The sequence below is a fragment of the Rhodovulum iodosum genome, from assembly GCF_041020385.1.
GTDB lineage: Bacteria > Pseudomonadota > Alphaproteobacteria > Rhodobacterales > Rhodobacteraceae > Rhodovulum > Rhodovulum iodosum.
This window is the reverse complement of sequence record NZ_JBEHHI010000003.1, coordinates 555,722-567,799: the sequence shown is the minus strand read 5'-3', so window position 1 is coordinate 567,799 and position 12,078 is coordinate 555,722. Positions and strand designations below refer to the sequence as shown.

At 66.0% G+C, this 12,078-nt stretch carries 14 protein-coding genes and 1 tRNA gene; 12 read left to right on the top strand and 3 right to left on the bottom strand.

Features of this window, described 5'->3' with window-relative positions; translation table 11 throughout:
* Positions 1-11: 11 nt before the first annotated feature.
* Positions 12-419 carry a c-type cytochrome gene (locus tag Ga0609869_RS16855; protein ID WP_125403648.1) on the bottom strand — a complete coding sequence of 136 codons (408 nt, stop codon included), beginning with the start codon at positions 417-419 and terminating at the stop codon, positions 12-14.
* A gap of 205 nt (positions 420-624) precedes the next feature.
* On the opposite strand from Ga0609869_RS16855, the gene hisD reads away from it, so the two are divergent.
* From hisD to Ga0609869_RS16795, 12 genes are all read left to right on the top strand, one after another.
* Positions 625-1,935, top strand: coding sequence for a histidinol dehydrogenase (gene hisD, locus Ga0609869_RS16850; protein WP_125403647.1), 1,311 nt, complete (start codon positions 625-627; stop codon positions 1,933-1,935).
* On the top strand, positions 1,932-2,417 hold the full coding sequence (locus Ga0609869_RS16845; RefSeq protein WP_125403646.1) for a UPF0262 family protein: 486 nt from the start codon (positions 1,932-1,934) through the stop codon (positions 2,415-2,417). The genes hisD and Ga0609869_RS16845 overlap by 4 nt, the downstream gene beginning before the upstream one ends.
* A 1-nt stretch (position 2,418) precedes the next feature.
* Positions 2,419-2,886, top strand: a complete 468-nt coding sequence (locus Ga0609869_RS16840; protein WP_125403645.1) for an arsenate-mycothiol transferase ArsC — start codon at positions 2,419-2,421, stop codon at positions 2,884-2,886.
* Positions 2,883-3,470, top strand: coding sequence for a GNAT family N-acetyltransferase (locus tag Ga0609869_RS16835; RefSeq protein WP_125403644.1), 588 nt, complete (start codon positions 2,883-2,885; stop codon positions 3,468-3,470). Before Ga0609869_RS16840 ends, Ga0609869_RS16835 begins: the two co-directional genes overlap by 4 nt.
* Complete coding sequence (locus Ga0609869_RS16830) at positions 3,467-4,360, top strand: carbon-nitrogen hydrolase family protein (RefSeq protein WP_125403643.1); 894 nt, start codon at positions 3,467-3,469, stop codon at positions 4,358-4,360. Before Ga0609869_RS16835 ends, Ga0609869_RS16830 begins: the two co-directional genes overlap by 4 nt.
* Before the next feature lie 71 nt (positions 4,361-4,431).
* Positions 4,432-4,650 (top strand): translation initiation factor IF-1, encoded by a 219-nt coding sequence (gene infA / locus Ga0609869_RS16825; protein ID WP_037209844.1) that lies wholly within the window; start codon positions 4,432-4,434, stop codon positions 4,648-4,650.
* Positions 4,651-4,653: 3 nt separating this feature from the next.
* Positions 4,654-5,232 (top strand): Maf family protein, encoded by a 579-nt coding sequence (locus tag Ga0609869_RS16820; protein WP_125403642.1) that lies wholly within the window; start codon positions 4,654-4,656, stop codon positions 5,230-5,232.
* A complete protein-coding gene (locus Ga0609869_RS16815) occupies positions 5,229-6,272 on the top strand; it encodes a ribonuclease E/G (protein ID WP_125403641.1) in 1,044 nt (347 codons plus the stop codon). Before Ga0609869_RS16820 ends, Ga0609869_RS16815 begins: the two co-directional genes overlap by 4 nt.
* Positions 6,269-6,451, top strand: coding sequence for a DNA gyrase inhibitor YacG (locus Ga0609869_RS16810; RefSeq protein ID WP_125403640.1), 183 nt, complete (start codon positions 6,269-6,271; stop codon positions 6,449-6,451). Before Ga0609869_RS16815 ends, Ga0609869_RS16810 begins: the two co-directional genes overlap by 4 nt.
* A 118-nt stretch (positions 6,452-6,569) precedes the next feature.
* Positions 6,570-6,644, top strand: a tRNA-Phe gene (locus Ga0609869_RS16805).
* Positions 6,645-6,705: 61 nt separating this feature from the next.
* The gene (locus Ga0609869_RS16800) at positions 6,706-7,722 is read left to right on the top strand and encodes a DUF6538 domain-containing protein (RefSeq protein ID WP_125403639.1); all 1,017 of its coding nucleotides are present in this window, start codon (positions 6,706-6,708) and stop codon (positions 7,720-7,722) included.
* A gap of 195 nt (positions 7,723-7,917) precedes the next feature.
* Positions 7,918-9,180 carry a calcium-binding protein gene (locus Ga0609869_RS16795; protein ID WP_170168759.1) on the top strand — a complete coding sequence of 421 codons (1,263 nt, stop codon included), beginning with the start codon at positions 7,918-7,920 and terminating at the stop codon, positions 9,178-9,180.
* Between the two features lie 166 nt (positions 9,181-9,346).
* On the opposite strand, the gene Ga0609869_RS16790 is transcribed toward Ga0609869_RS16795, so the two are convergent.
* Positions 9,347-10,018, bottom strand: a complete 672-nt coding sequence (locus Ga0609869_RS16790) for a response regulator transcription factor (RefSeq protein ID WP_125403635.1) — start codon at positions 10,016-10,018, stop codon at positions 9,347-9,349.
* A 97-nt stretch (positions 10,019-10,115) separates the two neighbouring features.
* A complete protein-coding gene (locus tag Ga0609869_RS16785) occupies positions 10,116-11,711 on the bottom strand; it encodes a sensor histidine kinase (protein ID WP_125403634.1) in 1,596 nt (531 codons plus the stop codon).
* Positions 11,712-12,078: the final 367 nt, after the last annotated feature.

Sequence of the window (12,078 nt, the reverse complement as noted above, 5' to 3'; positions counted from 1 at the left end):
CCCCGGCGGCGTTATTGCTGTAGCGACTCAACGAAATAGGCGATCGACAGCACCCGGCCGCGCACCATCAGTTCGGCGGCGTATTCGCCGATCTCTGCGGTGGCCTCGGCCTTGAAGCGGTCGCCCCAGACCGGCATCGGGTAGCCATGCCCGCGGATGCCCGTGCGCCCGTCGATGACCTGGATGACCGACAGCATCGGGAAGGCGCCGTCATTGGCTGCCGAGAGCTGGGTCAGGTTCGGCATGGGAACGGTCATCAACTCGGCCAGCGGCCCGTCTCCGACGCCGTTCGCACCGTGGCAGGCGGCGCAGGCATTCATGTATTCGGCCTTGCCCGGATCGTCCTGGGCGGTCGCCGCACCGGCCAGAAGCGGCAGCGCCGCCAACGCCGCAGCAATGGGTTTGCTGTGTACACGCATCTCGTTGTTCTCCCTTACTTTGGTGCCGCGCTATCGTCGATAGGCGGCATGATGACCTTGGGTCATCTCGAAATGGTCCCGCCGAAACGTTGGATTTGCAATGATATTGATCAAAGACGTGGCCGTTTGCAGGGCCATGCCGCGAGGTCCTTCACCCTCGCGCCGAATGGGACTAGACAGGGCGCGAGTTGCACCGAGGGATGACATGCCGGTTTTTCTGGACAGCACCGACAGCGGGTTCGCGGCAGCCTTCGCCGCACTGTTGACGGCCAAGCGTGAAGACAGTGTTGACGTTGACGACGCGGTGGCCGCGATCATCGCAGATGTCCGCGCCCGAGGCGACGCCGCCCTGATCGACCTGACCGAGAAATTCGACCGGCTGCGGCTGACACCCGAAACGCTGGCCTTCTCCGCCGAGGAGATCGAGGCCGAGTGCGCCAAGGTGCCCGTCGCCGAACGCGATGCACTGGAACTGGCCGCCGAGCGCATCCGCGCCTACCATGTGCGCCAGATGCCCGAGGACGCGCAGTGGACCGACCCGGAGGGCGCGATGCTGGGCTGGCGCTGGACACCGGTCTCGGCGGCGGGGCTCTACGTGCCCGGCGGCCTGGCCTCTTACCCGTCGTCGGTGCTGATGAACGCGATTCCGGCGCAGGTGGCCGGGGTGGAGCGGCTGGTGATCTGCGCGCCCACGCCCGACGGCAGGGCCAACCCGCTGGTGCTGCTCGCCGCCCGGCTGTCCGGCGTCGAGACGGTGTATCGTCTTGGCGGGGCGCAGGCCATCGCGGCGCTGGCCTACGGCACCGAAACGGTGCGGCCGGTCGACAAGATCACCGGCCCCGGCAATGCCTTCGTGGCCGCGGCCAAGCGGCGGGTGTTCGGCCGGGTGGGCATCGACATGATCGCCGGTCCGTCCGAGATCTTGGTGATTGCCGATGCCGACAACGACCCCGACTGGGTGGCCATCGACCTGCTGTCGCAGGCCGAGCATGACGAAAGCGCCCAGTCGATCCTGATCACCGACGATGCGGGGTTCGGCCGGGCCGTGGCCGCCGCGGTGGAAAAGCGGCTGGAGACGCTGGAGCGACGCGCCATCGCGGGCGCGAGCTGGCGCGACTACGGCGCGGTCGTCACGGTGCGCGACCTCGCCGAGGCGGCGGAGTTGTCGAACCGCGTCGCACCCGAGCATCTGGAGCTGTGCGTGGCCGACCCCGAGGCGCTGGCCGCCAGGATCACCCATGCCGGCGCGATCTTTCTGGGCCAATGGACGCCCGAGGCCATCGGCGATTACATCGGCGGGCCCAACCACGTGCTGCCCACCGCGCGCTCGGCCCGGTTCTCTTCGGGGCTCAGCGTGATGGATTTCGTCAAGCGCACGACGCTGGCCAAGATGACTCCGGCCGCGCTCAGGGCCATCGGGCCTGCCGCGGAAACGCTCGCCATCTCGGAAAGCCTCGAGGCGCACGGGCTGTCGGTGCGCGCGCGACTGGACAAGATGAACGAGGTGCCGGAATGAGCGGCGCCCGCCTGATCCATATCGAGCTCGACGATACGGGCCTGCCGCCGCCCACGCCGCAGATCGATCAAGAGCGCAAGGTCGCGCTGTTCGACCTGATGGAGGACAATTCCTTTGCCCTGCCGGGGCGCGATGGGCGCGCCGCGCCGGACGGGCCCTACCGGTTGAGCCTGTCGATCCGCGACAAGCGCCTGGTCTTCGACCTGAGCACCGAGGCGGGCGAACCGGCGGCGGAGTTCCACCTGTCGCTGTCGCCGTTCCGGCAGGTGGTCAAGGATTACTGGCAAATCTGCGAAAGCTACTTCGACGCGGTGAAAAAGCTGCCCCCAAGCCAGATCGAGGCGATCGACATGGCCCGCCGCGGCATCCACAACGAGGGTGCCAGGGTGTTGCAGGAACGGCTGGAGGGAAAGGCCGAGATCGACATCGACACTGCGCGGCGGCTGTTTACCCTGGTCTGCGTGCTGCATTTCGGGGGCTGAGGTGGCCGGCGCGCTCCCGTCCTCGGTCTTGTTCTGCTGCGACCACAACTCCGTCCGCTCGCCCATGGCCGAGGGCCTGATGAAGAAGTACTACGGCCATGAGGTCTACGTGCAGTCGGTCGGCGTGCGCAACGACCGCGAGATCGACGGGTTTTCCATCGCGGTCTGCGCCGAGATGGACATCCCGCTGGAACGTCACCGGACGCGGTCCTTCGACGAGATGGAGGATTGGGGCGACGACCTGTCGGGCTTCGACCTGATCGTGGCGATGTCGCCCGCCAGCCTGCGCCGGGCGCAGGAACTGACCCGCTATTATCATCTCGAGGTGGAATACTGGCCGGTGCTCGACCCATCGGGGCTGGGCGAGACCCGAGAGGACAAGCTGGCCGCCTATCGCCAGGCGCGCGACCAGATCGCCCGGCGGTTGATCGACCGCTTCGGCCCGCCGCGGCGGGGCGAGGAGGCATGAGCCTGCGCTTTCACACCCTGACCGGCGCCGGTCTGGAGGCGGCGCTCGACGACCTCGCCGCCCTGCGGATCGCGGTGTTCCGCGAATGGCCCTACCTTTACGACGGCGATCTCGCCTATGAGCGGCACTATATGGCCAGCTACCGGGACAACCCGCGCGCCATCCTGGTGGGGGCGTTCGACCGGGACCGGCTGGTGGGGGCCGCCACCGGCACGCCGATGCAGGACCACGCCGATGATTTCGCCGCCGCCTTCGCGGGCACTGGGCATGACCTGTCGGACATATTCTATTGTGCCGAAAGCGTGCTCTTGCCCGGCTATCGCGGGCAGGGGGCGGGGCACGCCTTTTTCGACGCGCGCGAGGCCCATGCCCGCGCGCTGGGCCACCGGTTCAGTGCCTTTTGCGGGGTGATCCGGCCCGACGACCACCCCTTGCGGCCCGCCGATTACCGACCGCTGGATGTATTCTGGCGCAAGCGCGGGTACGCGCCCTTGCCGGGCGTGGTTGCGCAATTCACCTGGAAAGACCTCGACCAGCCCGAGGCCGCGCGCCACCCGCTGCAATTCTGGATGCGCCGCCTATGAGACTCGCCGCCGCCGCCTGGCCGGTCGACTGGCACGACGACTGGGCCGGTTACGAGGCCAAGCTGACCGCCTGGGTGACCGAGGCCGCGGGGGAAGGGGCCGACCTTCTGGTCTTCCCCGAATACGGCGCGATGGAGCTGGCCTCGCTGGCGGGCGCCGCCGTGGCGGGCCAGCTGGAGGGGTCGCTCCGGGCGGTCTCGGACCTCGTCGAGCGGACAGATGCGCTGAACGCGCGTCTCGCCATTGCCCACGAGGTGCACATCCTCGGGGCCAGCGCGCCGGTCTGGGCCGGGGAGCGGCCTGTCAACCGGGCGCGGCTGTTCACGCCCGACGGCGCGACCGCCGCCCAGGACAAGCAGATCATGACGCGCTTCGAGCGCGAGGACTGGAACGTGGTACCGGGCGGGCCGCTTCGCCTTTTCGATACCGCGCTTGGCCGGATCGGCGTTCTGATCTGTTATGACGCAGAGTTCCCGCTGCTCGCCCGCGCGCTGATCGAGGCGGGTGCCGATATCCTGCTGGTGCCCTCCTGCACCGACACGCTGGCGGGGTATTGGCGGGTGCGCATCGCCGCCATGGCCCGCGCGCTGGAAGGGCAATGCGTGGTCGTGCAGGCGCCCACCGTGGGCGCCGCCCCATGGTGCCCGGCGATCGATGAAAATGTCGGCGCCGCAGCCATTTACGGGCCGCCGGACCTGGGGTTTCCCGAAACCGGGGTGCTGGCCGAGGGGCCGCTGAACGCCCCCGGATGGGTCTATGCCCAGGCCGACCGCGTCGCCATCGCCCGCGTCCGCGCCGGGGGCGCGGTGCGCAACCTGGCCCACTGGGCCGAGCAGCCGCCGCGCGCCATCCCGCCCAATACGGCAGACCTGCGCGCATTTAAGCCTTGAAAATCAGGTAAATCGGGCGCATGTAAAGCGCTGTCCGCAAGACTGGCGGGCACCACAAATATGGAGTGACCATGGCCAAGGAAGAAATGCTCGAATTTCCCGGCGTCGTGAAGGAACTCCTGCCGAACGCGACATTCCGGGTCGAGCTTGAAAACGGCCATGAGATCATTGCGCATACGGCAGGAAAGATGCGGAAAAACCGTATCCGGGTTCTGGCCGGCGACCGGGTTCAGGTTGAGATGACCCCCTACGATCTGACCAAGGGTCGGATCAACTACCGCTTCAAGTAAGCGTTGCGGCTGATCCTGGGCTCAGCCAGCCCGCGCCGGAAAGAGCTGCTGGCGCAGATCGGGGTCGTGCCCGATGGCACCCGCCCCGCCGATATCGACGAAACCCCGGAAAAGGGCGAGTTGCCGCGCCCGTATTGCGCGCGCATGGCCACCGAAAAGGCCCGCGCGGTAAACGCCGCCGAGGACGAACTGGTGCTTTGCGCCGACACCACCGTGGCGCTGGGCCGGCGCATCCTCGGCAAGCCTGCCGACGCGGGCGAGGCGGCCCAGTTCCTGCTGGCGCTCTCGGGGCGGCGGCACAAGGTGATCACCGCCGTGGCCCTGCGCCTGGGCGACAGGCTGTGGGAGCGCGACGTGGTGACGGCGGTAAAACTCAAGCGTCTTTCCGACGACGAGATCAGCGCCTACCTGCGCTCGGGCGAGTGGCAGGGCAAGGCGGGCGGCTACGGCATCCAGGGGATGGCCGGGGCCTTCGTACCTTGGATCAACGGCTCGTTTTCCGCCGTCGTGGGCCTGCCTTTGGCCGAAACCGCGGCGCTGCTGACGGGGGCGGGCTATCCGCTTTACGGGGGCCAGCGATGAAGGGGCGTAGCGTCCTGCTGGACGAGATCGCGGGCCGCAAGGCCGCCGCACTGATGGTCGACGGGCGGCTAGAGGATCTGCTGATCGACCCGCCCGAGGGTACGCACGCCCCCGGCGCGATCTTTCGCGCCGTGGTCGACCGTCAGGTCAAGGGGCAGGGCGGCGTGTTTCTACGCTTGCCCGAGGGCCGGGCCTTTCTGCGCCAGGCCAAGGGGCTGGCGCCGGGGCAGGGGCTGTTTGTGCAGGTTACCGGCTATGCCGAGCCGGGCAAGGCCGTGCCGGTCACGCCGCGCCTGCTGTTCAAGAGCCGCTACGCCATCGTTACCCCCGACGCGCCGGGCCTCAACGTCTCGCGCGCGATCCGCGACGAGGACGAACGCGACCGTCTGCTCGCCATCGCCCACGCGGCGATGCAGGGGGCGGACAGCCGGTTCGGCCTGATCCTGCGCTCGGCCACGGCCGGGGTGACCCAAGACGCGATCGCCGATGACATCGCCGTGATGCGGGGCCTCGCGCAGGACATCCTGTCCGAGCCCGCCGAGGGGCCGCCGGACCTCTTCCTCGACGCGCCCGACGCCCATAGCCGGGCCTGGCGCGACTGGGCCGACCCCGACCCCGACGAGGTGATCGACCGCCCCGGATGCTTCGCCCAGGCCGGCGTGCCAGAGGCGATCGACGCGCTTGCCGGCCCCGAGGCGCTGCCCGGCGGCGGCACGATCTGGGTCGAGCCCACCCGCGCGCTTGTCGCCGTCGACGTCAATACAGGCCCCGACACCTCGCCTGCCGCCGGGCTGAAGGCCAACATCGCCGCCGCGCGGGCGCTGCCGCGGCTGTTGCGCCTTATGGGCCTCGGCGGACAGGTTGTTGTCGATTTCGCGCCCATGCCCAAGAAAGACCGGGTGCGCGTCGAACAGGCTGTAGGCGCGGCCCTCCGCGCCGACGCGGTAGATACCACCCTTGTCGGCTGGACGCCGCTGGGCCACCTTGAACTCACCCGCAAACGCGAACGTCTGCCCCTTGCCGAGACCCTGCTGCGATGAAATGCCCGATCTGCAAAAAACCGACCGATCCCGCCTGCCGCCCGTTCTGCTCACGCCGCTGCGCCGATCTGGACCTGGGAAAATGGCTGTCGGGTCACTACGCGATCCCCGGTGAGCCGGCCGAACCCGAAGACCTGGCCGCCGAGGAGGAAACGCTGGAAAGGCCGCGCCGTCACTGAGGATGCCCACACCCCGTCCCCAAGCGCCAAAAATTGCCCATCGCGCCCCCAGACCCTCTGGACAGCACCGACCCGCTCGCCTAAACACACGCCACCTGAAGCCATAGGCTTCACCCGTGCCCGGGTAGCTCAGGGGTAGAGCAGTGGATTGAAAATCCTCGTGTCGGTGGTTCGATTCCGCCCCCGGGCACCACTCGCCTCGCCAACATATTGATACGCCTCAGTTTCTTGAGGAAACTGCGCGGGCGTAGGACATGGCATATGACATTACGGTCCCTTTCTCGTTTACCAAAAACGGCATCTACTACTTCGAGCGACGGGTCCCTCGGGACGTTCAGCGGCACTACGATACCCGGAAGATCACCTATTCGCTGAGGACGCGGTCGGTGAAGGTGGCGGCGCCGAGGGCCAGACGTGCCGCAGTTCAACTGGACGACTTCTGGTACCATCTTCGGGTCAAAGACGCGGAGTTGCCCGGGAAGCATCGACTGAGGTTGGCCAGTGGCGGCGAAGCGAGCCAAGCCCCGGAGTCCGTCAGCGATACGGTGAAGCTCTCTGAAGCGGTCGCGATCTACCTGCGCCTGAAGGGGCAGGGACGTCCCGTCATCTTCCACAGGGCCGCCGAGCGGTCTTGCGGCTACGTGATCGACGTATGCGGCGACAAGGACCTGCGGGCCCACTCTAAGGCAGATGCGAACGGCTTCAGGGTCGCATTGGTCAAGCGCGGGCTCACGGGCAGCAGCATCGCGCGTATCTTTGGGCCGGTCCGGTCCATCGTCAACTTCGCCGCCAGCGAGCTTGGCGTCACGATGACCAACCCCTTTGGAAGCGTCTATTTCGACCGCCGGGCGGGGGTGAAGCATCGCGTCCCTCTTCCCACTGATGCACTCCGAGCCGTCCAGAGGGAGTGCAAGCGTCTCGACGATGATCTTCGGTGGGTTGTTGCGTTGGTGTCGGATACGGGGATGCGCCTCGCCGAGGCGGCTGGTCTCCTTCGCGAGGACATCGTCCTGGACGGCGAGTGCCCTGAAGGTTTTTTGATGCGGGCCGCCACCTCCCGGCCGCCCACGTCGCGCCGCGGCCCGCATCGAAAAACCTTCAGGAAACCGGAAGTTCGCTGCAAGATCGATGAACGTCCGCTACGAGTTGCACCGAGGAAACCAGGTCCCGGTTCCGGACGTTCATCTGTTTTTCATGTGTTTGTAACTCTCCCGAAAAGCCATGGGCCGTGTGGTCCGGTACCTTGGTGCGGAGTAAAGCCTGACTGGTAGAGAAACCTTTACCGAAACCTTGGAGTGCACCGCGCCTCCAGATCGTATGGTGCAGACCGCCACGACGTGCTGCGTGCGGGCAGATCGCAACTCATGACGCAGCTATGACGCGCGTCATGTGAGGCGCAACGCAACCCGGCTTCGCGCACGCGGTGTCGCGCATCAAATTGACTTCATTTTCCATGGAGAATAGCAATGACCGACCTTACATCCTCCCTGCTGACGAGCATCGACGAGCTGAGTGTCGATTTCGAATTCCTTGACGAGGACGATCGCGCCCGCTTGCACACCGCAACGCCTGACGAAGATGAGGCCGAAGCGGATGGAGCATTGCCCGAACAGTTCGCGCTTCTCGAAGGCGAGGATGACGACGAGGCTGATGACGACGACTCCTCGGATGATGACCAGGATAGCGGCGACGATGACCATGGTGACGACGACGACGATAGTGACGACGACGGAACCGATGACGACGATGATGACGACGACGGAACCGATGACGACGATGATGACGACGGAACCGACGACGACGACGATGATGGAGATGACGACGAAGATGATGACGACACCCGTCACGACGACGGAACTGATGACGACGATGATGATGACGACGGAACCGACGACGATGACGATGATGGAGATGACGACGACACGGACGACGATGACGACGACGGAACTGATGACGACGATGGAACTGATGACGACGATGACGATGATGGAGATGACGACGGAACCGACGACGACGATTCACTGACGGGCACCGACGATGCCGACGAGGTCTATGCCTATGGGGGCGACGACCGGATCTTCGGTGAGGGCGGCGACGACACGATCTATGGCGGCGACGGACGCGATACCATCAACGGTGGCGACGGCGATGACACGATCTATGGCGGCGATACCGAGGACGACCTCCGCGACGAGATCTATGGTGGCGACGGCGACGACATCATCGATGCGGGCCATGGCAACGACCTGGTCTTCGGCATGGGCGGCCGCGACACCATCGCTGGCGGCGCCGGGGCCGACGAGTTGCGTGGCCAGGACGACGACGACGTGATCACCGGGTCTGGGCTTTCAGACCTCGTGTTCGGTGGCGACGGCGACGATTTCGTGAACGGCGGCTTCGGGTTCGACCGGGTGAACGGCGGCACGGGCGCGGACAGCTTCTACCACCTGGGTATCGCCGATCATGGCTCGGACTGGGTTCAGGACTATGCCGCGGCCGAAGGCGACGTGCTGCTCTTCGGTGGCGACGGAGCCTCGGCGGGTGATTTCAACCTGCAGTTCACCCATAGTGCCGGGACCGGCGGCGATCGCTCTGGGGACGATGACATCGAGGAAGCTTTCGTGGTCTATCGGCCGGCCGGTGTGGTGCTGTGGGCGCTGGTCGACGGCGGGGACGAGGACGAGATCAATATCTCGATCGGTGGCGAGGTCTTCGACCTCTTGTCCTAGGCGCAGAGGCGGCCAGGCACTGATGCGTCCGCGAGCCGGGGCGCTGAAGCCCTGGCCGCCGATCCGCCGATGTCTTTCCGCGTCGGTCCCCGCACAATTAGACCCCCCGCGCATAAAACCGCGGGGAACTCTTTTCCAAATAGATCAGGCTGCGCGCCCTCTGCGTTCAGCTCATCCGGTAGCCGACGTTGCGCAAGGTCACGATGTGTTGGCCTTCCGGCCCAAGCTTTCGCCGGATTCGCCCGACATAGACATCGACCACATTCGTCAGAGGGTCGGCGTTCACGCCCCAGACCGCGTTGAGAATTCGCTCGCGCGACAGCACGCGGTCTCGGTTGGTCATGAACAGGACCAGCAAATCGCGTTCCGTCTTGGAAAGCTCGATCTCTCGGCCCGCCAGCGTGACGACCATCGAGGCGCGGTCGAAGGCGATGTCGCCGACACTCAGTTGTCCGTCCTCCGCCTCGCCGTTATAGCCGGTCGCCCGCCGGTGCAGCGCCTCGATGCGGGCGACCAGTTCGTCGAAATCGAACGGCTTGGCCAGGTAATCGTCCGCCCCCATCCTAAGCCCCTGCACCTTTTCCTCGGGCGCATCGAGCGCAGTCAGCATAAGGATCGGCATGTTGACGTTGCGGGCGCGCAGCTTGCGGCAGACTTCCTGCCCCTGGATGCCCGGAAGCATCAGGTCGAGAAGGATCAGGTCGTAGGCATTGGATTGCGCGCGTTCCAGCCCGGTTTCGCCGTCCGGGGCATGATCCACCGTCCAGCCCTCGGCCCCCAGGCCGCGCCGCACGAAGTCGGCTACGCGGGTTTCATCCTCGATGAACAGAATATTCATGCCAGCATTCGGAACAGAGCATCGGCGGCGACCATGCCGCAGGGCGGGATCAAATTTCCGGGTTTAGATAAGCCGGCGGCGGTTTCACGCAAGCGGTTCACGCCGTCCGGCGCGATAATCCGCCGTTGGCACCCGGATCGACCAGCCTGACCTTGGGGCCCGCGGGCAGTTCGATCACGACGCGGAGGCCCCCGGCCGCTCCGTCTTGCAGGGCGATCTGCCCGCCATGGGCCTCGACGATGGCCTTGACGATGGGCAAGCCGAGGCCGCTGCCCTCATGGGGCTGGCCCGATGCGTTGGAGCCGCGGAAGAACCGCTCGAAGGCCTGGGCCTTGTCCTGCTCGCTCATGCCCGGGCCGTCATCCTCGACGACCAGCCGCGCTATACCGTTCTCTAGCGCAAGCGATGCAGTGATCGTCGGCCCGCCATAGCGGTGCGCGTTATGAAACACGGCCAGGATCGACTGGCGCAGCCTGATCCGGTCGACCACCACACGCAGGGGCGTTTCAGGAAGTGACAGCGAGACGGTTCGCGGGAAGATCTCGACCGCGTCGCGCAGCACCACGCTGAAGTCGCTCTCGCGCTTGTCCAACCGCAATTGCCCTGCCTCGTGGCGCGCGACCGTCAGCATGTCGTCGACAATCTGGTTGGTGTGCCGGGCGGCATCGCGGATGCGCGCCAGCGTGTCAGAGGTTTCGGTCGGCAGGGCACGCGCCGTGCGTAGCGCGACTTCCGCCTCGCCGAGGATGATCGACAGTGGCGTGCGCAGCTCGTGGCTGATATCGGCCATCAACCGCTTTCGAGTCGCATTTCCGGTTTCAAGCTGGGTCACCAGCCCGTGCAACTCCCGCGTCCTGGCTGCGACTTGCGACTCCAGCTCGCGCCTGCGTTCCTCGCGGCTGACGTCGCGCTGGGCAAGGCCTTGCGCCATGTCGCCCAGCACATGGCCAAGCTCCCGAAACTCGCGCCCGCCGTCCAGCGCCATCGGTGCCTCGTAATCGCCCTGCCGCAACGCCGACAGCTTTCCGGGCAGGGCGGTCAGCGGCCGCCGGATCTGGCTGTTGAAGGACAACGCCGCGAGGGCCATCAACCCGATTGACAGGGCAACAAAGCCTAGGACCACCGCGCGGTTGGTGCGGCGGAAGGCAGCAGCTTCGGTCACGACCTCCTCGACTTCGGACAACTCCTCAGCGAGCGCGGTATCTATCCGCCGAGTCAGCGTGATGTCGATCTCGCGGTCGAGCAGGGCCGCGAGGCGCTCGATCTGCACCGAGGTATCCAGCCGCTCGCCGGAGGCGGAAAAGGAGTCCAGCGCGGTGGTCACCCGCTGCACATCGGCCTCGATAAGATTTAGCGTATCCAGCTCTGCGAATTCCTCTTCGCCGACCAGCTGGATTTCGCGGGCAATGGTTGTGCGAATGTCGGCCAGGTTTTGCGCGATCCTCTGCATCAGCTCGCGCTCCCCCGCACCGCCGTCCCGGTCGCCGATCAGCAGGGCGTCGCCATGTTGTTTGAACAGCCGGAAGATGTTCGCCTCAAGTTCCAGGTGCAGCCGGTGAGAGTCCTGCGCGAGACGCGTGCGAGTGTCCCACCAGCGCGATTTCTCGATGCTGTAAAGCGTCAGCCCCGCCAACCCCAGCATAAGCGCCACGACGAGAGCCGAAATCAGGCTGAATAGCGTGGTCGTATTCATGGCAGCTCCCCGGGCGATCGGTCAGACAAGTTCAATCCGGTGGCGGAACCTGTTTCCACGGCACTCCGGCGCGCAGCAGGAGAAGATGAACTAGTCCGCCGGGGTCGTGCCAGACGCTGCGAATAATGGACCATGACCCAGGCATGCGCGAGATCGGCCCATGGCCGGTTTTTCACCTCCGGCGCCCTGCCCGGTTTCAGAACACGGTTTCTGAGGTCGACACGCGACCGGTCGCGAAAGATCGGATATCTCATTCAATGCCCTGTCAGCTGGCAAGGATGGCCATGAGCTGCCCCGCCCAGCTCATCAATCTATCACGTCACGATGAAAGAGAGCCGCCCCTTTTCATGAACGCCGGATGAAAGCC

Bases quoted from the DNA above. Each gene is read 5' to 3' on its own strand.
- Ga0609869_RS16855 (WP_125403648.1), bottom strand. From the start codon at position 419: ATGCGTGTACACAGCAAACCCATTGCTGCGGCGTTGGCGGCGCTGCCG.
- hisD (WP_125403647.1), top strand. From the start codon at position 625: ATGCCGGTTTTTCTGGACAGCACCGACAGCGGGTTCGCGGCAGCCTTC.
- Ga0609869_RS16845 (WP_125403646.1), top strand. From the start codon at position 1,932: ATGAGCGGCGCCCGCCTGATCCATATCGAGCTCGACGATACGGGCCTG.
- Ga0609869_RS16835 (WP_125403644.1), top strand. From the start codon at position 2,883: ATGAGCCTGCGCTTTCACACCCTGACCGGCGCCGGTCTGGAGGCGGCG.
- Ga0609869_RS16830 (WP_125403643.1), top strand. From the start codon at position 3,467: ATGAGACTCGCCGCCGCCGCCTGGCCGGTCGACTGGCACGACGACTGG.
- infA (WP_037209844.1), top strand. From the start codon at position 4,432: ATGGCCAAGGAAGAAATGCTCGAATTTCCCGGCGTCGTGAAGGAACTC.
- Ga0609869_RS16815 (WP_125403641.1), top strand. From the start codon at position 5,229: ATGAAGGGGCGTAGCGTCCTGCTGGACGAGATCGCGGGCCGCAAGGCC.
- Ga0609869_RS16810 (WP_125403640.1), top strand. From the start codon at position 6,269: ATGAAATGCCCGATCTGCAAAAAACCGACCGATCCCGCCTGCCGCCCG.
- Ga0609869_RS16800 (WP_125403639.1), top strand. From the start codon at position 6,706: ATGGCATATGACATTACGGTCCCTTTCTCGTTTACCAAAAACGGCATC.
- Ga0609869_RS16795 (WP_170168759.1), top strand. From the start codon at position 7,918: ATGACCGACCTTACATCCTCCCTGCTGACGAGCATCGACGAGCTGAGT.
- Ga0609869_RS16790 (WP_125403635.1), bottom strand. From the start codon at position 10,018: ATGAATATTCTGTTCATCGAGGATGAAACCCGCGTAGCCGACTTCGTG.
- Ga0609869_RS16785 (WP_125403634.1), bottom strand. From the start codon at position 11,711: ATGAATACGACCACGCTATTCAGCCTGATTTCGGCTCTCGTCGTGGCG.